Annotated in this window: 23 protein-coding genes and 1 pseudogene; 15 read left to right on the top strand and 9 right to left on the bottom strand. The window is 70.4% G+C overall.

Going from position 1 to position 23,626, the window contains the following annotated elements:
• Positions 1-29 precede the first annotated feature (29 nt).
• The 6 genes from ABD250_RS15610 to ABD250_RS15630 all read left to right on the top strand — a co-directional run bounded on the left by ABD250_RS15610 (position 30) and on the right by ABD250_RS15630 (position 6,789).
• The gene (locus tag ABD250_RS15610; protein ID WP_182658162.1) at positions 30-2,018 is read left to right on the top strand and encodes a hypothetical protein; all 1,989 of its coding nucleotides are present in this window, start codon (positions 30-32) and stop codon (positions 2,016-2,018) included.
• 258 nt (positions 2,019-2,276) lie between these two features.
• Complete coding sequence (locus tag ABD250_RS15615; protein WP_182658163.1) at positions 2,277-2,594, top strand: hypothetical protein; 318 nt, start codon at positions 2,277-2,279, stop codon at positions 2,592-2,594.
• Entirely contained in the window at positions 2,591-2,875 is a 285-nt protein-coding gene (locus tag ABD250_RS18115) for a ribbon-helix-helix protein, CopG family (RefSeq protein ID WP_182615700.1), read from the top strand. The genes ABD250_RS15615 and ABD250_RS18115 overlap by 4 nt, the downstream gene beginning before the upstream one ends.
• A 260-nt stretch (positions 2,876-3,135) precedes the next feature.
• Positions 3,136-4,644, top strand: coding sequence for a DHA2 family efflux MFS transporter permease subunit (locus ABD250_RS15620; protein WP_182610916.1), 1,509 nt, complete (start codon positions 3,136-3,138; stop codon positions 4,642-4,644).
• 87 nt (positions 4,645-4,731) lie between these two features.
• Positions 4,732-5,568: a hypothetical protein gene (locus ABD250_RS18120; RefSeq protein WP_425551925.1), complete on the top strand. Its 837-nt coding sequence runs from the start codon at positions 4,732-4,734 to the stop codon at positions 5,566-5,568.
• 21 nt (positions 5,569-5,589) lie between these two features.
• Positions 5,590-6,789: a sterol desaturase family protein gene (locus tag ABD250_RS15630; protein WP_182658167.1), complete on the top strand. Its 1,200-nt coding sequence runs from the start codon at positions 5,590-5,592 to the stop codon at positions 6,787-6,789.
• A gap of 106 nt (positions 6,790-6,895) precedes the next feature.
• Here ABD250_RS15630 and ABD250_RS15635 read toward each other — a convergent pair whose 3' ends face one another.
• Positions 6,896-7,228 carry a VOC family protein gene (locus ABD250_RS15635; RefSeq protein WP_182658168.1) on the bottom strand — a complete coding sequence of 111 codons (333 nt, stop codon included), beginning with the start codon at positions 7,226-7,228 and terminating at the stop codon, positions 6,896-6,898.
• A 145-nt stretch (positions 7,229-7,373) separates the two neighbouring features.
• On the opposite strand from ABD250_RS15635, the gene ABD250_RS15640 reads away from it, so the two are divergent.
• Entirely contained in the window at positions 7,374-7,514 is a 141-nt protein-coding gene (locus ABD250_RS15640; protein WP_179525730.1) for a hypothetical protein, read from the top strand.
• A gap of 87 nt (positions 7,515-7,601) precedes the next feature.
• The gene (locus ABD250_RS15645; protein ID WP_344393202.1) at positions 7,602-9,719 is read left to right on the top strand and encodes an FAD-dependent oxidoreductase; all 2,118 of its coding nucleotides are present in this window, start codon (positions 7,602-7,604) and stop codon (positions 9,717-9,719) included.
• A gap of 67 nt (positions 9,720-9,786) precedes the next feature.
• Here ABD250_RS15645 and ABD250_RS15650 read toward each other — a convergent pair whose 3' ends face one another.
• The 5 genes from ABD250_RS15650 to ABD250_RS15670 all read right to left on the bottom strand — a co-directional run bounded on the left by ABD250_RS15650 (position 9,787) and on the right by ABD250_RS15670 (position 15,392).
• Positions 9,787-10,812, bottom strand: coding sequence for an alpha/beta hydrolase (locus ABD250_RS15650; RefSeq protein WP_344393204.1), 1,026 nt, complete (start codon positions 10,810-10,812; stop codon positions 9,787-9,789).
• The gene (locus ABD250_RS15655; protein WP_344393206.1) at positions 10,809-11,696 is read right to left on the bottom strand and encodes an SDR family oxidoreductase; all 888 of its coding nucleotides are present in this window, start codon (positions 11,694-11,696) and stop codon (positions 10,809-10,811) included. Before ABD250_RS15655 ends, ABD250_RS15650 begins: the two co-directional genes overlap by 4 nt.
• The gene (locus ABD250_RS15660; protein ID WP_344393208.1) at positions 11,693-12,868 is read right to left on the bottom strand and encodes an MBL fold metallo-hydrolase; all 1,176 of its coding nucleotides are present in this window, start codon (positions 12,866-12,868) and stop codon (positions 11,693-11,695) included. The genes ABD250_RS15655 and ABD250_RS15660 overlap by 4 nt, the downstream gene beginning before the upstream one ends.
• Positions 12,869-12,978: 110 nt before the next feature.
• The gene (locus ABD250_RS15665; RefSeq protein WP_182658510.1) at positions 12,979-13,998 is read right to left on the bottom strand and encodes an AraC family transcriptional regulator ligand-binding domain-containing protein; all 1,020 of its coding nucleotides are present in this window, start codon (positions 13,996-13,998) and stop codon (positions 12,979-12,981) included.
• Entirely contained in the window at positions 13,986-15,392 is a 1,407-nt protein-coding gene (locus tag ABD250_RS15670) for a flavin monoamine oxidase family protein (RefSeq protein ID WP_182658511.1), read from the bottom strand. Before ABD250_RS15670 ends, ABD250_RS15665 begins: the two co-directional genes overlap by 13 nt.
• Positions 15,393-15,473: 81 nt before the next feature.
• Here ABD250_RS15670 and ABD250_RS15675 point away from each other — a divergent pair.
• A pseudogene (locus tag ABD250_RS15675) lies at positions 15,474-15,786 on the top strand (hypothetical protein).
• 32 nt (positions 15,787-15,818) lie between these two features.
• On the opposite strand, the gene ABD250_RS15680 reads toward ABD250_RS15675, so the two are convergent.
• Positions 15,819-15,980: a hypothetical protein gene (locus ABD250_RS15680; RefSeq protein WP_179525725.1), complete on the bottom strand. Its 162-nt coding sequence runs from the start codon at positions 15,978-15,980 to the stop codon at positions 15,819-15,821.
• Between the two features lie 203 nt (positions 15,981-16,183).
• Here ABD250_RS15680 and ABD250_RS15685 point away from each other — a divergent pair, with 203 nt between their 5' ends.
• The 5 genes from ABD250_RS15685 (at position 16,184) to ABD250_RS15705 (ending at position 20,085) form a co-directional block, all read left to right on the top strand.
• The gene (locus ABD250_RS15685; protein WP_182641199.1) at positions 16,184-16,579 is read left to right on the top strand and encodes a GntR family transcriptional regulator; all 396 of its coding nucleotides are present in this window, start codon (positions 16,184-16,186) and stop codon (positions 16,577-16,579) included.
• A 1-nt stretch (position 16,580) separates the two neighbouring features.
• The gene (locus tag ABD250_RS15690) at positions 16,581-17,297 is read left to right on the top strand and encodes an ABC transporter ATP-binding protein (RefSeq protein ID WP_338404173.1); all 717 of its coding nucleotides are present in this window, start codon (positions 16,581-16,583) and stop codon (positions 17,295-17,297) included.
• A complete protein-coding gene (locus ABD250_RS15695; protein ID WP_182658512.1) occupies positions 17,294-18,121 on the top strand; it encodes a hypothetical protein in 828 nt (275 codons plus the stop codon). Before ABD250_RS15690 ends, ABD250_RS15695 begins: the two co-directional genes overlap by 4 nt.
• A 148-nt stretch (positions 18,122-18,269) precedes the next feature.
• Positions 18,270-19,085 (top strand): excalibur calcium-binding domain-containing protein, encoded by an 816-nt coding sequence (locus ABD250_RS15700; protein WP_344393214.1) that lies wholly within the window; start codon positions 18,270-18,272, stop codon positions 19,083-19,085.
• Positions 19,086-19,173: 88 nt separating this feature from the next.
• The gene (locus ABD250_RS15705) at positions 19,174-20,085 is read left to right on the top strand and encodes a S1 family peptidase (protein ID WP_344393217.1); all 912 of its coding nucleotides are present in this window, start codon (positions 19,174-19,176) and stop codon (positions 20,083-20,085) included.
• A gap of 11 nt (positions 20,086-20,096) precedes the next feature.
• Here the strand turns inward: ABD250_RS15705 and ABD250_RS15710 are convergent, their stop codons facing one another.
• Complete coding sequence (locus ABD250_RS15710) at positions 20,097-20,573, bottom strand: PadR family transcriptional regulator (RefSeq protein ID WP_344393220.1); 477 nt, start codon at positions 20,571-20,573, stop codon at positions 20,097-20,099.
• Between the two features lie 499 nt (positions 20,574-21,072).
• Between ABD250_RS15710 and ABD250_RS15715 the strand changes: the two genes are divergently transcribed.
• Complete coding sequence (locus tag ABD250_RS15715; protein WP_182658403.1) at positions 21,073-21,936, top strand: Bax inhibitor-1/YccA family protein; 864 nt, start codon at positions 21,073-21,075, stop codon at positions 21,934-21,936.
• 467 nt (positions 21,937-22,403) lie between these two features.
• On the opposite strand, the gene ABD250_RS15720 is transcribed toward ABD250_RS15715, so the two are convergent.
• A complete protein-coding gene (locus ABD250_RS15720; RefSeq protein ID WP_182610247.1) occupies positions 22,404-23,624 on the bottom strand; it encodes an acetyl-CoA C-acetyltransferase in 1,221 nt (406 codons plus the stop codon).
• Between the last annotated feature and the right edge of the window lie 2 nt (positions 23,625-23,626).

The following is a 23,626-nucleotide window of genomic DNA, read 5'->3' on the forward strand; positions in this document are numbered from 1 at the left end:
TCGCCCGGAGATCTGGAGAGTGAACCCAAGTGGCTAACGTTGAGCCCGACGCGACGCGAGTACTCGACAAGCGGGTGGCCTCTCTCGTCGACGCGACAAGGGCCCTCGCCGACGCCGGGGATGTGGGCAAGTCCACGCCGAAACGCCGCGTGCTCGACGGCCTGCGCCTGGTCCTGCTCCAGGACGGTGGCGCGCAGGCCGTGCAGTCGATGGCACAGGAGCTCGAGTCCGCCGGACTGTACGAGGGGACGGACTGGGCGTCACCGAGTTCACTGGTCCCGGCGCTGAGCACCGGGTCGCTGCGCAGCCCCAACGCGGACACGGCGGTGATGGAGATCGTCAGCGACCTCCGTCTGGTCGCCGTGGCCAAGGGGGAGTACGCGCACCCCGACGTGTCGGCGGAGGAGGCTCTGCAGCACCTCAAGGAGGTGCTGGCCACCAACGCCTCGATGCTGTTCACCGCGGCCACCGAGGCGGAGCGGGTGCAACAGGGCCGGATGGCCAAGGTGACCCGCACGTCGCTGACGCACATCGCCGAGTCGATCGGCTATGACACCGTCCTCGACCAGCTGGTCGAGGAGATCTGGCGGATCCTGCGGCAACGCCCGATCCAGGTCGACCACATCAAGGAGACCATCACCCAGATCGCGGTCGCGCGCCACGACCCCGAGGTGGACACCAGCACCGGCGGGTTCGGCGTCGACCGGCTAATCAGCAGCATCTACGGCACCACCGAGGCGAGCCGGGAAGACCCCGGGGTGGACATCTACCGCTCCCGCCTGGAGTCGATGGACGAGGGGGCCCTGCAGTACGAGGCCGCCGGGTTCGCGCGATCCATGCACGACACCGGCCTCGTCTCCGCCTACCACCCCGTCCTGCTGCGGTTCCTGCGTGAGAAAGGCAGCTTCCTGCTCAGCGAGGCGCTCGGCCTGTCGAGCACCGGCCGGGAGAGCCTGCTGTGCTTCCACGGCCTCGTCGATGCGCTGATCGACGCGGCTGTTCACCCCGAAACCGCGCAGTCGGTCTACGGACTGGCGTTATTGCTCGAGCGGGGGATCCTGTTCCAGCCGGCCGTCGCGCCCGCACTGTGGCGGCTGTTGGCCCTGCCCCTGTCGGACTACGCGAACGAGCGCCTCGCGCTGGCCTACGGCCCGGCCCACCCGGGGAGGATCTGGCTGCTGTCCGGGACGCTGTCCATGCTGGGCCAGCCGCTGGGCGTGGGGCAGGGCGACAACCCCACCTGCCAGTCCGCCCGCGCGCTGTCCATGTGGGCGTACAACGACCCCGACTACCTGCTGCAGACCATCGCCTGGGCGGCGCGGGACAACGAGGTGGTCATGCACTTCGAGGGCCGCCCACTGTCCTCCCGCGAGCTCGAGGCGGGCCTGGCGGAGACGCTCCCCCTCGACCTGGACCCGGTCTCCCTGCTCGTCGTGCCGCACCTGGACCGGATCTACGCCGAGATGGGCCGGCTCTGCGCCGACCGCGAAGGCGACCCCCACCGCTGGGTGAACCCCGAGTTCCACGGCTGGTGGGCCGCGCGGGGATTCCGCATCAACGTGGACGTGGAGTCCGGCAGGCTGACCGGGCTCGAGGACTTCCTGCGGCACTTCTACGGCAGCTACCACCCGTTCCACAACGGCAACCAGCCGCTGATCCACCCTCAGCCCGCCGGCGTGGCCGTGACCGACAGCTCCGCGCGGTTCGTGGGCTGGCACGCCATCACGATCCTGCGGGTGGCGCTGGATCCGGACGAGACCATGCGCGTCTACTTCTTCAACCCCAACAACGACAGTGGCCAGGACTGGGGCAACGGGGTGGTGGTGAGCACCGCCGGCCACGGGGAACGCTTCGGCGAGTCGTCGCTGCCGTTCGAGGAGTTCGCCTCGCGGCTCTACATCTTCCACTTCGACACCCTCGAGCCCGGCGAGACCGGGTCGGTGACGGCGGAGGAGATCGCCCGGGTGACCGACCTGATCCGCTTGAGCTGGGGCGCGGATCGGCTGCCGGAGCTCTGAGCCAGCCTCGGCTCTGACGCGAGCCCCCTGGCGTCGGCCCTCTCTTCGCGAGCCCCCCGCGACGTGTGCGGCGTCTTCAGTCCATTCCGGGCGCGCGAGTCGCGGGAGGGCGTGCACTCGGAATGCGTACTTAAGAGAGGCAGAGGATCTGCGCGGCTGAGGGCGGCTGTGGCCCATCGGTAATGATTAGAGTCAAGCCGAAGGTAAGAGAGCATGTTCCTGCGTCCTAATTTGTGATACGTTTTCGGATTGAAGGTCGTGATCTACGCCTCCGCGCGCCGACACGGCATCACAGACGCGGAGATCAGGGCCGTCCTCGAGCATCCGATCGTTCGATATCGACTAGCTCCACGCACGGGGCCTCAGGCGAAGTTGCTTCGTATGGTCGGAGACCCGGACGGCGGAGCTCTGATTGAGGTCGTGGTCGACCGGGTGGGCGGAGAGGAGCTACACGTGTTTCACGCGATGCTTCTGACCGCGGCAGTGGCGCGCGAAGTGCTCGAGGCCACCGGCGGGAACCTTGACTTGTCCGACGGCGTCAGCCGTAGTCAGAGGACGCAGCGGGAGAAACGATGAGCGAGACAGGTGATCGTGAAGCGCATTATGCGCGTCTCGCGGACGCCGTAGAGGCTGGCGAGTACGACGTGATCGATTCCCCGGCGGAAGTCCGCCCGGACTACCGTCACGGTCGGCCCCGGCGAGGGGATGCGGTCGAGGAGACCCGTCCGCTCGCTGTTCGACTCACTGAGTCCGATCGGCGCCGTCTGGCCGACTATGCCGACCGGACAGGGCAGCCGATGAGCGCCGTCATCCGAGCGGCCATCGATGAGTACCTCGGTAGGCACCCAGCCGCCTAGCGTGCTGCCGGAGATTTAAACCCGACGCGCCGCCCGCGGCGTACTCCGGCAGGGTGCGCGTCTCCACTTCGCCACGTCGGGCGGTGCCGATCCCGGTCATGCGTCGATTCTGCCCCACCGGCCCACCCGCCCCAGTAATGGTGGTCACATCAGCAAAGCCTGTCGAACTTCCTGCAGTACAGTGCGAGGGTTCCCGTGCGCGCCGTCAGGCCTCGCCGGGCTTCCCACTTTGTTTCGCCCCGTAATGCCTAAGGATTCCCGTGACGACTGAGTCATCCGCCGCTGCCTTCTCTCCAGCCCAGCCCGACCCCGCCCTCGGCTCCGCGCCACTGCCCGCCGCCACCAAGCGGCTAATCGCGCTGCTCGTGGCCGCGGCGTTCGTGGTGATCCTCAACGAGACCATCATGTCGGTCGCGATCCCCGAGCTGATGGGGGAGTTCGCCGTCACCGCCGCCACCGCGCAGTGGCTCACCACGGCGTTCATGCTCACCATGGCCGTGGTCATCCCGTTCACCGGGTGGATGCTCATGCGATTGCCGCTGCGGACGGTGTTCATCATCGCCATGACCACCTTCACCCTCGGCACCCTGCTGGCCTCGCTCGCGCCGGTGTTCGTAATCCTGGTCGCCGGCCGGGTGGTGCAGGCCGTGGGCACCGCGATCATGATCCCGCTGCTCATGACCACCGTGCTCAACGTGGTGCCCGCGGACCGTCGCGGCCGCACCATGGGTGTGATCTCCATCGTGATCGCCGTGGCCCCGGCCATCGGCCCCACCGTCGGCGGCCTGGTGCTCGACGTGCTGAGCTGGCGCTGGATGTTCTGGTTCGTCCTGCCCATCGGCGTGCTCGCGCTGGTGGCCGGCGCCACGCTGATCCGCAACGTCACCGCCACCCGCGCGATCCCGCTCGACATCCTCTCCGGCGTGCTCTCGGCCGTCGGCTTCGCGGGCCTGATCTTCGGCCTGAGCTCCTTCGGTGAGGCCGCCAACGACAACGCGCTGGTGTCCCCGTGGGTGCCCGTGCTCGTGGGCGTGGCCGCGCTGTCGGTGTTCGTGTGGCGTCAGCTCGCGCTGAAGGACTACGCGCTTCTCGACGTGCGGGCCTTCACCTTCCGCACCTTCACCGTCAGCCTCTCGCTGATGCTGCTGTCCATGATGGCGCTGTTCGGCACCCTGATCCTGCTGCCGCTGTACATGCAGCAGGTCCTGGGCACCACCACCCTCGAGTCCGGCCTGGCGTTGCTGCCCGGCGGTCTGCTCATGGGTGTGCTCGGGTGGTTCGTGGGTCGGCTCTTCGACCGCATCGGCCCGCGCCCGCTGATCATCCCGGGCTCGATCCTGGCCGCCGCCGGCTTGTGGGGCATGTACGTCTCCTTCTCCGCCGAGTCGTCGCTGGCGATCGTGGTGGTGTGGCACATGATCCTCAGCGTGGGCCTGGCGCTGCTGTTCTCGCCGCTGCTCACCTCGGCGCTCGGCTCGCTCCCGCCGCACCTGTACTCGCACGGCTCCGCGCTGCTCAACACGCTGCAGCAGGTCGCCGCGGCCGCCGGCACCGCCCTGTTCATCACGGTGATGACGCTGGGCATCGTGGCCGGGGCCGAGTCCGGTGAGGGTGACGTGGCCGCGCAGATGACCGGCGTCCACAACGCGCTGCTGGTGGGCGCGATCATCTCGCTGATCACCGTGGTGGGCGCGTGGTTCGTCCGCAACACCGCGCAGACCGAGGGGCCTGCGGTGGCGCCGATGGCCGAGGAGCCGGTCGCTTCGTAACCGTCCGGGCACCTCGGCAGCACCAGCCCGGGCGCCCCGGCCGGTCGACACCCTCGGCGGCGTCGAGTGCCCTATCGCGCGAGCACCATGAGCGCACTCCGTGTGCAGCAGGTACGCCGCCCGGTGCAGCGCGACGACCGTCTTGCCCGTCCCCGGGCCGCCGTCCACCACGAGTGCGCCCGAGGAGTCGGCGCGGATGATCGCGTCCTGGTCGGCCTGGATGGTGGCCAGCACGTCGTGCATCCGGCCGGTCCTCACCCGGCCGAGGCTCGCGACGAACGCCGATTGGTCGTCCGGGGCGGTGCGGGTGCCCACCTCGTCGTCGTCGAGAACCTCGTCCCAGTAGTCGACGACGCGCCCGCCCGACCACCTGTACCTCCGCCGGTACGCCACGCCCATCGGCCGGGCGAGCGTCGCGGCGAAGAACGGCTCGGCGGCCGGCGAGCGCCAGTCCACCAGCAGGGGGGTGCCGGTCGGGTCGATCAGCCCGATGCGGCCCACGTAGACCGGATCGGCGCCCCCGGTGAAGGCGACGTGCCCGATGCACAGGTCCAACCCGAAGCGCCGCAGGGTGGTGAGTTCGGCGACGAGGCGGCGGATGTCCGCATCGCGGTCGATGGTCTGGGCGCCGGTACCGGCCGGGTCGCGGCGACGGGCGCCCAGGCGGGCCGACAGGTCGGCGACCCGCTGCGCGAGGCAGTCCGCGATCGCCGAGAACTGCTGTTCGTCGGCGGCGATCAGGGCCGGATCGGCCTTGCTCCGAAGGTGGTCGGGGAGAGCGAAAATGCTGGTCGGCAGGGGTGGCATCGCGCTAGTGTGCGCCCCCACCGGGGTCTTGCGGCAAGACCCCCCACCAGCTATATCTTGAAAGGGGCACAGGGAACGTCGGCCCGACCCGAGGCTCCCGCCCTCGCGCCACAGTGACCCACGTCATATCCTCAGAGCGTGAAGGTTGATCTGACGGTCCTGGCCATCCCCGGTTTCATCGCGGCGATGGCGGCCGAATACGCATGGCAGTCCCGCAATCCGGCGGAAGGGGAGCGGGCCGGCGACTACGAGTTCGCCGACACCATGGCCAGCCTGTCGATGGGCGTGGGCAGTCTGGTGGCTCCGTACGTGGCGGACACGCTGCTCGCCCCCGTCACCCCGCGCACCGGCCGGTACGCCAAGGCGCTGATGGGCCTGTCCCTCGCGGCGGCGGCCGCAGCGACGGTGGGAGACGTGGTGCGGCGCACCCGGACCACCGGTCTGCTCAGGGCGGGCGCGTTGCCGTCGAGGGTGTCGTCATCCCTTTCGAGTCGAGCACCCCTGTCAAGCCAACCGCCCCTGTCAGGCCGGGCGAAGGGGAACGACGACGACGAGGTCCTCACCTCCGACCCGGATCCCGTCCCCGGGGCCGCCCAGGTGCTGCCCGCGCTGCGACGCATCACCGGAGGGTCGGCGGTGACGTCGCTCGCCTCGGCGGTGGTGACGGTCTCGACGTTGTGGAGTGCGCAGACGGCCGGCAAGAGGCTCTTCCGCCTCTCCCCGCTTGATCTGGGCACGGGTCCGCTCGCCTACGCGGTGGCGATCCTGGGGTGGGACTTCATCTACTACTGGAACCACCGCTTCGATCACGAGAGCCGCTGGCTGTGGGCCATGCACGTGGTGCACCACTCCAGCGAGCGCTACAACCTCTCCACCGCACTGCGGCAGCCGGTGGCCGAGGCGCTGACGATCTACGTGCCGTACGGGCTGCTCTCGCTGCTGGGCGTGCGGCCGGCGCTCGTGCAGGACGCCCGCGCGATCAACCTGATCTACCAGTTCTGGGTCCACACCGAGGTGATCCGGTCGATCGGGCCGTTCGAGCGGGTCTTCAACTCACCCGCCCACCACCGAGTGCACCACGGCAGCAACCGCGAGTACCTGGACCGGAATCACGGCAGCATCCTCATCCTGTGGGACCGCCTGTTCGGCACCTTCGAGCCCGAGGGGCAGAAGGTCGTCTACGGGCTGACCACCAACATCGATACGTTCAACCCGGCGCGGATCGCCTCGCACGAGTGGATCGCGATCGCCCGAGACGTGTTCCGATCCGAGACCTGGAAGGACCGGGTCGGCTACCTGGTGCGCGGGCCGGGGTGGGCCGGGGCGCGGCGGGCGTGACGCCGCTGACCTGGGGTGCCCTGCACGGGCGGTCCAGGGCATCGCAGGTCAGCGAGCGGTCAGCCTAGCCCGCCACCAGGAACCAGGTTCCTACTGCGCCCAAGGGTCACTGCCCGGTGATGACGACCCGGTTCCCGTCCGGATCGCTCAGTAGGAGGATCCGGCCGCCGCCACCCGGGACCGGGCCATCGTGGGCGATGCCGCTCGCGGTCAGCCGGGCCGCGGCGGCGTCGAGGTCGGTCTCGTCGAGGACGACGGTCGACTGGCCTGCGCGCTCGGGCTCGGACCACACCTGTAGTCCGAAGCTGTCGCCCGGGTGCCATTCGATGAGACCGGGCATGGGCCGCAGGTCGGGGGCGCGATCGAACAACAGGGAGTACCACTGCTCGGCGCGGGCGATATCGCTGACAGTGCACTGGGCGAGGATGCGACGGATCATGTGGCGCTCTTCCGACGGTGGAGTGCGCTCACCGTAGCAACTCGCGTCCCGTGCCAGCGTGAAGGCCGCCGCAGCGTAACGGGTCCCCGGTAGGGTTCGATTTCGCGTGTAAGGCACCGCACCCGCACTGGTAAGGAGCGACATCGTGTTTCCCTCTGGCTCGATCGAGAATCCGCTGCGCTATCTCTTCGGCCCCGGGCCGGGTGAGGCGTCCTGTCTGGCCCTGACGCCCGAGTGCATGGGACTGCTGCCGTATCTCGCGGCCCGGTTCGGCATGGGCTCCTGACGCACTGCGTCACGAGCGCGTCGCCCCGCCCGGCGATAACTAGAACCTGTTCTTGACACCCGTCAACCCCCGCGTATTCTCCTCAGGGTGACCACCCTCACCTCCTTCCCTCGTCTCCTGTCGCCCGGGCGTATCGGCCCCATGTCCACGGCCAACCGCATCGTGCTACCCGCCATGGACATGAACGTCTCGGAGGACGGTGAGATCGAGCAGCGGGAGATCGACCACTACGTCGCCCGCGCCGCCGGAGGTGCCGGGCTGATCATCACCGGCGCGTGCGCGATCGCCTTCCCGCACGGCGCGGCGTCAATGAAGGAACCGGGGCTCTCGGACGACAGGTTCCTCCCCGGGCTCACGGCCCTGGCGGACGCCGTCCACGCCGCGGGGTCGAAATTGTGTGTGCAGTCCACGCATCACGGCAAGGTCGCGCGGGTGGACATCGCGAACGACCGGCCGGTGATCGCCCCCAGCGCGCCCGATTACGACTACGACTACTCCGCGCTGGCCGACAGCACCCCCGACGAGCTCGGCAGGATGGGCGCCGCGACCGGTGGCAAGAAGACGGTCTACCGGGAGATGGACCACGCCGACATCGCCTGGCTCGTCTCCACCTGGGCCGATGCCGCCGACCGCATCGCCCGGTCCGGTGCGGACGCGATCGAGATCCACGTGGCCCACGGCTACATCCTCGGGGTGTTCCTCAACCGCCGCGACAACCAGCGCACCGATTCCTACGGCGGGTCGCTGACCAACCGGGCGCGGCTGGCGTGCGAGGTCATCGCCGCGGTCAAGGAGCGGGTGGGGGACACGCTCGCGGTGCTGGTGCGGGTGGCCGGCGAGGAGTACGGCCAGGACGGCGGGCTGACGCTCGAGGAGGCCATCGAGGCCTCACGCATGTTCGAGCGCGCGGGCGCCGACGCCATCCATGTGACCGGGTGGGGCCGCAACCCCTTCGACAACTTCACCGACGGCCCCCTGCCGGACACCGTCGGCGCGTACCTGGACAACGCGGCGGCCATCAAGCAGGCCGTGTCGGTGCCGGTGATCGCGGTGGGCCGCATGCTGCCGGAGGTCGCGGAGAAGGCGATCGACGACGACAAGGTGGACTTCGCCGCCATGGGCCGGCAGTTGCTCGCCGATCCGGAGCTGCCCAACAAACTGGCCGCCGGCACACCCGAGCTGGTGCGACCGTGCATCAACTGCTACCTGTGCGTGGCCGAGAACTTCTTCGACGACACCCCCTTCTGCGCGGTCAATCCGGCGCTGGGCAACGAGACGCTGCTGCCGCTGACTCCGGCGCCGGCCCGAACCCACGTCGTGGTGGTGGGCGCGGGTCCGGCCGGGCTGGAGGCCGCCCGCGTGTTGGCCGAACGCGGTCACCGCGTGACAGTGGTGGACAAGTCCGACCGGCTCGGCGGCACGATGTGGTTCTCCAGCCTCACGACTCCGGACAACGAGCCGCTCATCCGCTGGTTCGCCGCCGAGATCGATCGCCTGGGCATCGACGTCCGAACGAACACCGAGGCGATGCTGGACTCCCTCCGTTCCCTGCAGCCCGACTGGGTGGTGGTGGCCACCGGGGCCGTGCGGCCCGCGCCGCAGATCCCCGGCGGGGACCTGCCGCACGTGCACACCGGCGACTCGCTGCGGGCCACCATGCTGGGCACGGCCACCGCCGACGAGGCCGGGCTGGCGCTGCGGGTGATCGGGAGGCTCGGCCGCCTGTCGGGCATCACCAAGCGACCAGCGTGGATTCGTTGCCTGACCAGGATCGCGCTCCCGATGGGCAAGGACGTGGTGGTGATCGGCGGTTCGCTGGTCGGACTGGAACTGGCCGAGTTCTTGGCCGAGCGCGGTCGGCGCGTGACCCTGCTGCACGACGGTCAGCAGCTCGGACTGCCCCTGGCCATGCCGCGCCGGTGGACCGCCGTCCGCCACGCGCGCGAGCACGGGGTGGCGATCCACCGCCGCGTCACGGTCACCCGGATCACCGACTCCGACGTGCAGTGGACCGACCGCAAGGGCGCCGCCTCCTCGGCTCCGGCCGACATGGTGATCTATGCCGACGGCACCACTGCCTCCGCGCCCCTGGCCGACCAGCTGCGCGAGGCCGGCGTCGAAGTGGAGGTGATCGGCGACGCCGGAGAGGTGGGCTACATCCACGGCGCGATCCACTCGGCGTGGAAGGTCGCCACGGTCGGGTGAGCACGGTCGGGTGAGCACGGTCGGGTGACATCGCGTCGCGACGGTGGGGTGAGACGGCGAACCGCGGTTACCCGCCCAGCACCCGCCGCAGGAACCCCACGGTGATCTCCCCGGCCCGCCGGCTCTCCGGGGTCAGGGCGTCGAGCACCGGGAAGGCGTGCACGGCCGTGTGCCAGCGGTGCGTCTCGACGGTCCGGCCGGCGGCGTGGAGTCGCTCGGTCAGCGCGAGTGCGGCGGTCTCCACCAGCTCGCCCGCGGCCAGGGTGATCAGTGTCGGTGGGAACACGGCGGGGTCGCACTCGACCATCGACCTGCTGCCGGGCAGCTCGTACGGACGACTGGACCAGAACCGCTGCGCGCGCCGAAGGGTGCTGGCCGGCTGGTAGGCGTCCCGGGTGAACCACGAGCCGTCGCTCAGCTCCGCGTCGAGGTCGAACAGCGGCGAGTACCCGACCAGGGCGGCGGGAGGCCGGACGCCGTCGCGGGCCGCCAGCTCGCAGAGCTTGGCCGCCAGGAAGCCGCCGGCGGAATCCCCGGCCACCACGATCCGATGCTCCGCCGGCAACTGGGCGGACAGCGCGCGATAGGCGCAGTAGACGTCGTCCACCACGGCAGCGATGTCGACCTCCGGCAGCTTCCGGTACCTCACCGAGTGCACGGGAGCCCCGAGGCCCGTCGCCAGGCTGCCGCACAAGCGGCTGTGGGTGCTGGGTCCGCAGAAGACAAAGGCGCCTCCATGGAGGTAGAGCACGACCACATCCGCCATCGCGTCCGGGCCGGCGGCCTCTGGTGCGCCTGTGGCCGACCCGGGTGCGATCGGGGCGATCGTCAGCGCCGGAACGCCGCCCAACGTGGTGGGCTCCACGCGCACGCCGGCCGGGTGCGGGAGCCGGGTGAACCCGCGCTCCACGGCGGCGAGACCCCGGATCCCGACGTCGGTCAGCGGCCAGACCCGGTACACCTGTCGCAGGGTGGCGCGGGCGGCCCAGTACAGGGCGCGCGACTGCGGGCTGGGGTCGCGATGAGTGATGACGGCGTCGCTGGTGGTGACCGAATCCCTGGTGGTGACGGCCCCGTTCACGTGTGCGGTCATCGTCGTGCAGACTCCTGTGTCGCGAGGATCCGGCGTTGGGTCCGGCGCCCCTGCGCGGCCATGAGGGGCAGGCCCGCCACGGCCAGACGCGGGAAGGTCGCACCCAGGCGGGCGAGCGCCCCGCGCCAGGACGGCACGGCCGTGACCAGGCGAGGGGAGTCCAGCACCCTGCCCACCGCGCGCACCACGTCGCCCGGCTGGAGGAGGGAGCCGGAAAACGACAGGGCGGCCTGGGGATCGGTCAGCTTGTCGTGGATCATCGGGGTCCAGATCCCGTCCGGGCAGATGCAGGAGATCGCGATGTCGTCCACTCCCGCGAGCCTGAGGTCGATGGCGGTGCTGGTGCTGAACCCCATCACGGCGTGCTTGGAGGCGGCGTACACGGCCTCACCCGGCACGGCGGAGATCCCGGCCAGCGAGGCGATGGTGATGATGTGCCCGCCGCTGCTCGCCCCTCCGGGACCGCCCTCGGAGCCGGCGCTGCTCCCGGGGCCGTGGTCGCGCATCGCGTCGATCGCGGCGATGGTCCCGTTGATCGTGCCGAGGGCGTTGACCTCCATGAGCAGTCGCCGCTGGTCCTCGGTCTGCTCCCACGCCGGGCCGGTGAGCAGGACGCCGGCGTTGTTGACCCACACCTCGAGGCGCCCGCCCTGTGCGAGCAGCGCGTCCCGGGCCGCCTCGACCTGCGAGTGGTCGCGGACGTCGACGGCCGCCCAGGTGGCGCCCCCTCCGATCTCGGCGGCGGCCGCGGCGGCGCTGTCGGCGTCGATGTCGGTGACCATCACCCGGTATCCGCGGCCGGCGAGCATCCGGGCGATGTCCTTGCCCAGCCCGCGTCCGGCCCCGGTCACGAGGGCACTGCGTGACCTCGTCGTCGTCGTCACTTCTCGCTTCTCAGTCCGGACCGGATCCGACCGTAGGAGAGGCCGCCGTGGCAGTAGGTGGGCACCACGGGCCAGAAACGCTTCCACGAGACCAGTTCGGTGGAGGGCAGGATCTGCAACCAGCGCGGGTCACCGGGACACCGGTCCGCCATGGTCTTCTCCTTGATCATGGAGTCGTACTGGTCCAGCGAGTCCTCGAGGGTGTTGGCGTTGGGGCAGATCTCCCGGCCGAACTTCTCGTGGTAGCGCCGCACGCCCGGGATCCGGGACAGCTCCGGCTGCCAGTTGTCCAGGGAGATGCCGTTCTCCGAGGAGACCCAGACGCCGTCCGGGGTGTTGATGACCAGCGAGTGGTTGCCGTCGGTGTGGCCGGGGGTCCACATCAGCGCGATGCCGGGGCCGAGCTCGATGTCCCCGTCGAACACCGCGAACTTGGACCGGTCGACCCCGCCGAGCCCGCCGGCGACGTACCAGGCCCACTGCATGGGGTGCAGGTCCTCGAGGGTGGCCAGTTCGCGCCGGTGGACCAGCAGCTTGGCGTCGCCGAACAGTGGCGTGCGGGGCGCGGTGTCTCCGGGGATCACCTCGGTCGAACCGAGGATCACGCGTGGGTCCTGGACGTGGAGGTGGTCGAACGTGCAGAAGTCCACGTCCTGCGGCGTGAGCCCGACCTTGGCGAGCGCCTGGTTCGGCTCGTTGAAGTACTTGAGGAGCAGCTTGATGGCCAGGGTGCCGCCGGGGATCCGGTCGACGAGCGTCTGCAGGTTGTCGTAGAAGGGCGCCTCGGCGGACCCGGCGGGGACGGTCGGCTCGAACACCAGGGTGCGGGGGCGGCCGTTCCAGTCGTCGTACTGCACCACGATCATCCGGTTGATCATGGTGATCAGCGGCAGGCTGGGGACCGAGACCGCGTTGTTGAAGGCGTACTTGACCGGGTAGGGCGCCGCGGCCACGTCCACGGATTGCACGGCCCGCACCTGCCCCTGCTGCACGAAGCGCGTCTTGTACTCGGCGGCCGCCGCGCGCACGGCCCGGAGGCGCTCGCCGCGGGGCCACACGTCGTGGACGCCGTCGAACTCGGGGATCGACCGCGCGCCGATCTGCTCGAGCATCTGCTCGGACGACTGTTCCTGCAGCTTCTGGTCACTCAACTGGTGTTCGCGCAGCATCATCGCTCCTGTACTACTACGGGCGCCTACTACTACGGGCGCCGTGGTTCTCCGGGTGCCGTGGTTCTGGTGGCTACGTTCAGGATCCGGTGCCCGCGGGAGGAAAACTTGTCTCAGCGCGACAGTCTCGCCCGGCGCCGGAGGCCGCCGGGGGAGAGGCCGAACCACCGACGCACGGCGTGGCTGAGTGTGGACTGTTCGGTGAAGCCGACCAGGTCGGCGATCTGGGTGAACGACAGGTCGGTGGTCGTGATGAACCGGTGCGACCGGTCTCGTCGCAGGTCGTCGACGACCTGACCGTAGGTGGTGTCCTCGACGACGAGGTGGCGTTGCAGGGTCCGGGGGTGGATCGACAGCGAGGCCGCCACCTCGGCGAGGGACGGGACCGGCCCGGGCAGGCTCTCGGCCACCGCCCGGCGGACCCGTCCGGACATCGACTGGGTGGGGTCGGAGTACGACCCCGCCAGGTGTTCGAGGGCGGCCAGGCGGATCTCCTCGTCCGCGGTGTCGAACGAGGCGTCCAGGATGCGCCGTTCGACGCACAGCGCGGCCACGGGTCGGTCGAACTTGATGTCGGCGCCGAAGAACTCCAGGTAGCGGGCCACGGGCGACAGCGGACCGTGGGGCAGCTCCACCGACCGGAGACCCGGACTGCGCCCGAGCAGCTGAACGGCCATCCGGTGGAACAGGCCCAGGCCCAGCTCGATGGCCTGCGGGGAGTACGGCGATTCGGAGAGCCGCTTGCGGTAGGTCAGCGCGATCACGCCGCGCCTGCCCCACGGGTCGTCGTCGACGCCGATCGTCAGGGCGGGGCTGTGGACGAACAGGAACCGCGCCGCGCACTCGAGCGCCTCGGTGGCGGTGGAGCTGGAGCGGACCGCCCGGGCCACCGGACCGAGGATGGAGACGTCCTGGCGATCGGCCAGCCGCAGCCCGAAATCGGGGCAGCCCAGTTCCGCGGCGGCCGCGTCGAGCATCCGGTCGTGCGCGGTGATCGACACCAGCCCGTCGTCGTCATCGAGCACCTCGCGCGCGATGTCATACCGCTCGAGCAGGCGATCGGGGTCTCCGCCGAGTTCGCTGACCAGCGGACCGAAACCGCGCAGGCTGGCGGCGCGGATCAGCGGCTGCACACGATCTCCCCGGCCACCCGCCGACCCGACTCGACCGCCCCGTCCATGTAGCCGGCCCAGCGGGTGGCGGTCTCCGTGCCGGCCCAGTGGATCGGGCCGACGGGGCGGCGGAGGTGGGGGCCGAAGCGGGTCAGGGTCCCGGGCGCGGCGAACGCGCCGTAGCAGCCGCGGCTGTACTCCTCCTCGGCCCAGTCGCGCTCGATGTAGTCGACGGGACCGAGGTCCCGGGGGCCGAAGTATCCGGCGAGGTCCTCCAGTACCTGCGCGCGTCGGTCGGCGGCGGTCATGCGCGAGGCCCGGTCCGCGTGGCGGCCCTCGAGGAATCCGACGAGGACGCCGGGCACGGCGCCGTCCGACGTGCTGGCGTGGGGAGTGTTGTCGAAGACGGTGCCCAGCGGTCGGGTGTCGCTGTTCGCCTGACCGCTCCAGCCGTCGGCACGCCAGAACGGCTCGGGGTAGACGACGTTGATCTTGATCACCCGTCCCATGGGCATCCGCTGGATCAGCTGGTCGCGGTCGCCGGGCAGACCGGGGGAGTAGCGGATCCTCGACGCCAGCGGCGGTGGCACCGCGATCACCACGTGCCGCGCGCTGACCACGTGGTCGCCGGTGCGGACGCGGGCTCCCGCGGCGTCCCAGTCGACCGCGGTGACCGGGCTGTCCAGCATCACGCGGTCCCCGAGCTCCCGCGCCATCTCGATCGCGATCGTCTGCGCTCCGCCCACCACGCGGTCCTGCTGAGCACCACCCTCGGTATCGATCAGCGCGTCCAGTCCGCCGGCGGCCCCGATGTAGAACCCCGCCCACAGCGCGGACAGGTCCTCGGGTCCGGTCGAGAACACGGCCTCGGTGAGGAGACGGAAGAACGCGCGGCCCCGCGGGGTGCGGGCGGTGCGTCTGAGCCAGGTGTCGAACGTCTGCGAGTCCAGGCGCTCGGCGCCGGGCGCGCGCCACGGGTCCGCGAGCGGGACGCGGGCGGCCATGCGGTCGAGACGCCACTGTGTCTGCGCGATGTCGGCGAGGGTGACGGGATCGAGGCGGGGGATCCGGCCGGAGTAGTCCGACCTGGCCCCGCCCACCTCGGCGATGTGGCGACCCGCGACGTGGGTGGGGAAGGTCTGCAGTCCCAACTCGCCGATCAGCGCGAGAATGCGGTGTTGGGTGGGACCGACCCACTGCCCCCCGACCTCGATCGGAGCACCGCCGGGCAGAGTCGCGTTGAGGAGACGGCCCCCGACGCGGTCCCGGGCCTCGAACACCTGCACCTCGTGGCCCGTGCGGGTCAACTCGCGAGCGGCGACCAATCCGGCGATGCCTGCGCCGACGACCACCACGTCCACTGATGAGTCCACCCGTCGCCTCCCCACGGCCGACCGAATCGCAGGCGTGTTCACAGTATTCCTCGCCCCCGGTGGCCCGGGGCGGGACGGTGAACTCGGTGCCCCGGACTCCCGGGGTCTGTCACGCTTGTCGTCATGAACACGGACGGGCGTTCCCTGCCGCGCAACTCATGGCTCTCCAGGGGCGCGCCGCTGGAGCGGTCCGACGCGGCGAGCCGGATCAGCGCCTACATCTACGGCAACATCCTGGTCCTGGCTCGGAGTTCTCGAGCACCGCACCGCACTGCTGCTGGCAGAGCCCACCGTGCTGGTGCGGATCGGCGGCATCGTCTTCGTGATCGGCCGGCTCAACGGCGAGCGGCCCAGTCGGAACCGGCTCATCAGTGCTGCGGCACTCACGGTGGTCGCAGCGACCATCGTCGGGGTCAAGGTCGTTCTGACGCACTGATCCGCGCGCACTGATCCGCGCGCAGTGACCGGCTACCTGCCGAACATCTTCGCGAGGAACCCCTCCTTGGGCGCGGTGGCGTGTCCGGGGCACCGCTGGGACTTGGGCACGCCGGACATCACCTGGTCCACGTGCATTCCGCACCCGGCCCAGGTCGTCTTTCCACAGGTCTTGCAGGTTGCGGGTCGGCACATGGTCGTACTCCTCTGATCGTGGGATGGTCGCGAGGTCCGCGGTCGGTGTGTGGTGCCGTCCGAGCCTCGCTGCCGAGAATACATACCCCCTAGGGTATACGCAACGTGGTCGTCGTTGACTTCGCCGCGACCCGCGTTGACTTCGCCGCGTCGGAGTGTCACTGTATTAAGCACCTAATACAGCAACACGGAATGGGGCGGCGATGCAGTTCGACAACTCATCCCCGATCTGGGTGCAGCTCGTCGAGGAGTTCTCGCGGCGCATCGTGACGGGGGAGTGGCCGACGGGCGCGAAGATGCCCGGGGTCCGGGAGTTGGCGGCCGATCTGGGCGTCAACCCCAACACCGCGCAGCGCGCGCTGGCCGAGCTGGAACGGCTCGAGCTGTGCCGGTCCGAGCGGGCCAGCGGGAGGTTCGTCACCTCCGATGACGCCCGGATCGACGAGATCCGCGCCGACCTCGCCGCCGGGGCCGCCGACGAGTTCATCCGGCGGGTCCGCGGCCTGCGGATGACGCACGACAGGGCGCGAGCACTACTCGACACGAGATGGGATCACCATGACCACACCACTGCCCATGCACACGACGGAGGCGTCTGACGTGAGTACGACCGCCACCCCGGCCACTACACTCGTCGAGGCCTCGGGTCTCAGCATGAGTTACGCCTCCACCACCGCACTGGACGCCCTCGATCTCCAGCTCGCTCCGGGGCAGATCGTGGGACTGCTCGGCGAGAACGGGTGCGGCAAGACCACGCTCCTCAAGATCCTCGCCGGCGTGCTCTCGGGTTACTCCGGCACCGTGCGGATCGACGGCCACGCCCCGGGCCCCGAGTCCAAGGCGATCGTGTCCTTCCTGCCCGACACCAGCTTCCTGCCCGACTCCGCCCGCGTGAGCTACTGCCTGCGGCTCTACGCCGACTTCTTCGCCGACTTCCAGACCGAGAAAGCCCGCGACCTCATCGGGTTCTTCGGGCTGAGCGAGTCCGCGCGCCTCAAGGAGATGTCCAAGGGCATGCGCGAGAAGGTGCAGATCGCCCTGGCCATGTCCCGCGACGCGCGGGTGTTCCTGCTGGACGAACCCATCTCCGGCGTCGACCCGGCCGCGCGTCAGCTCATCCTCGACGGCATCGTCCGCAACCTGTCCGAGGAGTCCCTGCTCCTCATCTCCACGCACCTGGTGCACGACCTCGAGCCCATCCTCGACGCCGCGGTGATGATGCGCCACGGCCGGGTCCTGCTGCAGGGCCACGCCGACGACCTCCGCGGCCAGCACGCCGCCAGCCTCGACCAGATCTCCAAGGAGACCTACCGATGACGACGACACTGCTCACGCACGAGTGGCTGCGCACACGCGGGGCCCTCGGGACGACTCTCGGCGTGATCGCCCTGGTCGGAGTCCTGGGCGGCCTGCTCGGGGCCGCCGGGTGGCCGCTACTGTCCCAGCTCGGACTGGCCCTGGGCATGCTGGCCGCCGTTGTGGCGGTCCCGGCCGTCCAGTTGACCCTGGCCGCCGACTACTGGCGCACCGGCTACGGCCGGACCGGGTACTTCACCCACTCCATCCCGGTCCGCGGGGCGGTCATCTTCTGGGCCAAGCTGGTGTGGGCGATGGTCGCGTCCCTGGCCGCGCTCGTCCTCACCGCCGGGCTCGCAGTGCTCACGTGGTGGTCGGCCGCCCGCCAGTCGGGGCTCACCTCGCCGTCGTACTCCGTCCTGTCCGACGCGTGGACCACGGTGACCACTGCCGCACCGGCCTGGATGATCGCGGCCGGAGTGCTCGTGACACTCGGGTCGTTCCTGATCTGGCCCGTCTGCTACTACTTCTCGGTCTCGGTCGGGCACGAGCGACGGCTGGCCGCGCTGGGTGCCGGCGGGCCGGTCGTGGTGTTCGTCCTGGTCTACGTGGTCACACAGCTGCTCTCGCTGATGGCGATGATCGCTCTGCCGTTCGGCATCTCGATGGGCGCCGGGGGCTCGCTGGAGTTCGTGCGCTTCGACATGATCGGCGAGTTGGCCGCCGGCGCGGCCGCCAGCGACGACGTCATGCCCGTCGGCTTCCTGGCCGCGTCGGTGGTGTTGGTGGTGTTCTGCCTGTGGCGCACAGCGCGCTCGTGGAACCACAGGGTGGCCCTGGTCTGAGACGCACTCCGGCGAAGTATGAGAATAGCTTTGGCGTAGGACCGGGCCCGCGTACTGTTCACCTCATTCGACGGCGGGGTGGGGCACCGGACCCGGCGCCGTCGTCGTCCCTCTGGGGACCCCTCGCCTCCCGGAAAGACCGCCGCCCATGCCGATCGTCCTGCCGTCCACGTCGCATCCGACACTGGCCGAACCGACCTACCTCAGTCCCCCGGTGTGGAAGCCGGTGCTGGCCTGGGCGGGTGTGGGGGTGGGCGCGCTGGTCGTCCTGGGTGGGGCGGCCTCCCTGGCGGACGGCGCCGCCGCGGTCGCGGCGATGGTCGTGTTCGGACTGGCACTCGTCCTGCCGGGCGCATGGTGGTTGTACTGCGAGCACCGGGACAGGGCGCACGCCGATGAGGACCACCGGCTGGACTCGCAGGCCGCGCTGGCCCAGCAGGCGATGGCCGGGTACGTCGCTGCAGATGCGCTCGCCCCACTGACCTGGCACACGCCGCTGACGCCCGTCTCGCGCCGGTGGCCGGTGGTGGGGTCGACGGCGTTCGCGATGATCGCCGGATCCATGATCCTGATGCCCGCCGCGGAGGTCTCGCCCGCCCCCGCGGCGACTGCTGTTCCGGCCACCAGCACCGTGCTCACCACGGCGCCGGTCCGGGCCGCCGCGACCGCCACCCGGCCGCCGAGCAGTGCGCCGGTCCCGACCTCGTCGCCGGTCCCGACCACGCCGCTCGTGCCGGTCGCGCCTCCGCCGCCGCCGCCACCGCCGCCTCCGCCACCGCCCGAGCCCGTCGCCCCGCCGCCGCCCGCGCCGGTCTACTCACCCCCTCCGGCACCGGCCCCGCAGGCGACCTACTTCGCCAACTGCGACGCCGCGCGCGCGGCGGGCGCGGCCCCGATCATGCGCGGAGAGCCGGGGTACGCGCCGAAACTGGACAGGGACGACGACGGTGTCGCCTGTGAGTAGCGAGTGGTACTGGTGAGATTTCCGCGGGCGGAGTAAAGTCCGAGACATCTCAATATGAAGATCTGTTCATCTGGCTAAGGAAGCCGCCATGGGCCCACGACCGACGTCGGCACTGCCACTCGTCGCGGTGGTTCTCGCCATCTCGACGGCGTGCGTCCAGGGCGGTGGCGAGAACCCCGCGGCTCAGCAGAACGTCCCCGGGGTCATCGAATCCAACTCGCCTGACGCCGAGCCGTCCACGATGAACCCGCAGCGACTGGACGACTCCGTGGTGTTCCTCATGACCACGGTGTCCGGCTACGTCCTGGACCCGGGAAGCGGGGAGGGCGACGACGTCCGGTCCACCGAGGTGACGGCGGTCCGGACGTGCACCGGGTGGATGGCGGGCGAGAACGGCGAGATCATCACCGCCGGGCACTGCGTCGGTCGGGACGAGGGTCGTGGCGCCGTGATCGAGTCCTACCTCGACGATCACGACGTCGCCGACGAGGCCGCTCTGGACGCCGAGGTCGACATCCGGGTGATGGCGGGCCAGCCCGACGTCGACGGCGCCACCATCACCGATTGGGTGACGGTCCGGATCGCCGACGTGATGCCGACTGAGCGGGGCGATCTGGCGCTGTTGCGGATCGACGGGCCTGCTGCCGACCCTCGACCGCCCGCGCTGCCGATCGCCGATGACGACCCGCGACCCGGCGACAGGATCACCGCGATCGGGTTCCCCGGCGCCGGGGGAGACGTCGCGGAGGAGACGGCCATCCAGCCTCCGTCGTTCAAGTCCGGCTCGGTCTCCACCCGGCGGGCGTCACCGAGGGGGGTGGAGGGGTACGAGATCGACGCCGAACTCAGCCCCGGCATGGCCGGCGGTCCCACGGTCGACGAGCGGGGCCGGGTGGTCGGGGTGAACTCGTACGCCATCCGAGGGGGCTACCAGGCGTTCAACGTCATCACGGGGACCTCCGACCTGAGGCGGTTCCTGGCCGACAACGGGGTCTGGTGACCGGTCGCCGGTCAGTCGCCGGCGTCCGCCAGCAGGCCGTAGAGGCGTTTGCGCAGGGCGACCAGCTCCTCGGTCGCCGCGGCACCGGTGGCGGGGTCGCCTGTCTGGACGATGGCCCGCACCGCCATGGCGGCCTCGCCGAACGCCTTCCACAGGTCGGCGTCGCCGCCGAGGCGCGAGGCCGCCTCCTCGGTGGCGTCGTCCCATGGCGCGGGCCGGTCCGCGAGCTGCTCCACCTCGGCGCGCCCGGCGTCGGTGAGCTGGTAGTGCTTGGGTCCGGCGCCCTCCGCGGGCCCGATGAGACCCTCGTCCTCCAGCAGCGACAGGGCCGGGTAGACCGCCCCGGAGCTGGGGCGCCAGGTGCCGCCACTGCGCTCGGCGAGCTCGCGGATGATCCCGTATCCGTTCAGGGGTCCCTCCGCCAGCAGCAGGAGCGCGCCGTGCCGGACGTCCCCTCGTCGTCGTCGCCTCTGGTGGCCCCGCCGCATCCCACGTCCCTCGTCGAACGGGCCGAAGGGCCCACCGGGGCCGAACGGACCACCCGGACCGAATGGCCCGCCGGGACCGAACGGTCCACCGGGTCCGAAAGGTCCCGCGCCGGTCCCGTGCTCGTGGCGACGGTCCCTGTGGTGTCCGCGCTGAGGGCCGGGGCGGCCGCCACGCCGGGGGTGTCCGCCCCGGCTCCGTGCTCCCGGGGGACCGTAGTCGCCCGGTTCGTGTGCGTCGTCGATGTGCATCGCCGACTCCTTCCGTCCTGGGCGCCCTGTCGGCGCCCGTCTGTCGAAGAGTATTCGCGACACTCGATAGAATGTCAACGACATATCGCTAAAGGGTTGGTGCGCGGGACGTCCGACCGGTCGGGCAGGATGGGGGTCGACGCGGGGAACACTCAGGTGGGCCCGCGCGTTGACCAGTACGAGTGATTCGTCGGTGACCCGGCGGGGACTCTCGATCAACGACCTTCCCCGACAATCCGAAGGGACCTCGATGCGCACGAGCAGCAATCCGGTCTTCAGTTCCCTGTCCCAGGACAGCGCGCGTGGCGCCACCCACCTCGGTGGTGCCGGACGCGCGGGCTTCCAGCAGGGTCAGTACGGCCAGCAGGGTTTCGGTGCCCAGCCCGGGTACGGCGCCCCCCAGGCCCATCCGCAGTTCGACGCGGACACGCGGCCCATGACGATCGACGACGTCGTCACCAAGACCGCCACGACCCTGGGTCTGCTCAGCATCGTGGGCGTGATCGCGTTCTACATGATCAGCATCAACCCCGGCCTGCTGTTCCCGCTGCTGCTCATCGGCGGTATCGGCGGTCTCGTCGTGGTGCTCGTCGCCACGTTCGGCCGCAAGATGGATTCGGCCCCCGTGACCCTGACCTACGGCGCCCTCGAGGGACTGTTCGTCGGTGCGGCGACCTACCTGTTCACCGCCGACCTGCAGGGCGGTGGCGTGCTGGGTGCCGTCGGCGCGGCGATCCTCGGCACCATCGGTGTGTTCGTGGGCATGCTGTTCGTCTACAAGACCGGCGCCGTGCGCGTGACCCCCAAGTTCACGCGGTTCCTCACCGCCGCCATCGTGGGCGTGCTGTTCGCGGCGCTCGGTAGCATCCTGCTGAGCTTCTTCACCGGTGGCTCCAACCCGCTGTACGACGGCGGCCCGATCGCGATCGCCTTCTGCCTCCTGTGCATCGGCCTGGCCGCGTTCAGCTTCCTGCTGGACTTCGACAACGCCGATCGCCTCGTGCGCGCCGGTGCCCCCAACAAGATGGCGTGGGGCGTCGCGCTCGGCCTGACCGTCACCCTGGTCTGGCTGTACATCGAGATCCTGCGCCTGATGAGCTACTTCCGCGACTGATCAGCGCGAGCTGTAGCGCCGCCGTCGGTGGCCCTGGCTGCTGCGGCGAACCGGCGAGCCGGCCCGGCTGCCCCGACCCCAACCAGGGGTCGGGGCAGCCGCTATTTCGGGTGTGTCCGGTCGACCGCGCTCCCGAGCCCGGGTGGCAGGAGCGGCCTGGACGTGCCCGGCGAGATCAGCGGGCTCTGCCTCCCGCCGGCTGGTCAGACGTGCTCACGTTTACCCAGGATGAGCGCGCAGAAAAGCCGCATCTCTGACCACTCGGCGGGGCGAGCGGGTGGCGATCGATCTGACGGTCGAGGGCGCAACGAAAAGAGCGTTCCGAACACCGTCTCCTGGGGAAACGGGTTCGGAACGCTCTTTTCGACGCCGGGTCGACGCCGGGTCGACGCCGGACCGACGCCGGGACGCCGGGACGCCGGGGCGCGGGCGCCGGGGCGCGCGCGATCAGGCCGCGCGGGCGGGGATCAGCTCAGGCGCTCGAGCACCATCGCCATGCCCTGGCCACCGCCGACGCACATGGTCTCGACGCCGAACTGCTTGTCCGCGGCCTGCAGGTTGTTGATGAGCGACGCGGTGATGCGGGCGCCGGTCATGCCGAACGGGTGGCCGAGCGCGATGGCGCCACCGTTGATGTTGAGCTTGTCCTCCTCGATCCCGAGCTCACGGGCGGAGCCGAGGACCTGGACGGCGAACGCCTCGTTGATCTCGAACAGGTCGATGTCGGACACCGACTTGCCGGCGATCTTCAGGGCGTTCTTGACGGCCTGGATCGGGCCGAGGCCCATGATCTCGGGGGACAGGCCCGAGACGCCGGTGGACACCACGCGGGCGAGCGGCGTGAGGCCGAGCTCCTTGGCCTTGGTGTCGGACATGATCACCAGGGCGGCGGCGCCGTCGTTGAGCGGGCAGCAGTTGCCGGCCGCGATGGTGCCGTCGGGGCGGAAGACCGGCTTGAGCTGCGAGATCTTCTCGTAGGTGGTGCCGGGCCGCGGGCCGTCGTCGGTGGAGACCACGGTGCCGTCGGGCATGGTGACAGGGGTGATCTCGTTGGCGAAGTGGCCGTTCTCGACCGCGGCGACAGCGCGGTTCTGCGAGCGCACGCCCCAGTGATCCTGCTCCTCGCGGGTGATGCCGGTCATCTGCGCGACGTTCTCGGCGGTCTGGCCCATCGGGATGTAGACGTCCGGCAGCAGGCCGTTCTCGCGGGGGTCGGTCCACGTCTCGGCGCCACCCTCGGCGCGCGTGCCGGTGCGGGCCTCGGCGTCGGCGAAGAGCGGGTTGTGGGTGTCCGGCCAGTGGTCGGAGGTGCCCTTGGCGAAGTTGGTCACGGTCTCGACACCGGCGGAGATGAACACGTCACCCTCGCCGGCCTTGATCGCGTGCAGCGCCATGCGGGTGGTCTGCAGCGAGGAGGAGCAGTAGCGGTTGACCGTGGTGCCGGGGACGGTGTCCAGGCCGGCGAGCACGGAGACGACACGGCCCATGTTGAAGCCCTGCTCGCCGCCCGGCAGGCCGCAGCCCAGCATGAGGTCGTCGATCTGGGTGGGGTCGAGCGACGGGACCTTGGCGAGGGCCGCTGTCACCATCTGCGCGGCGAGGTCATCCGAGCGGATACCCACGAGGGATCCCTTGTTGGCGCGCCCGATGGGCGAGCGGGCGTACGAGACGATCACGGCTTCCGGCATGG

Origin of the sequence: Dietzia cercidiphylli, assembly GCF_039531545.1 — a bacterium.
In the GTDB taxonomy this organism is placed as follows: Bacteria; Actinomycetota; Actinomycetes; order Mycobacteriales; family Mycobacteriaceae; genus Dietzia; species Dietzia natronolimnaea.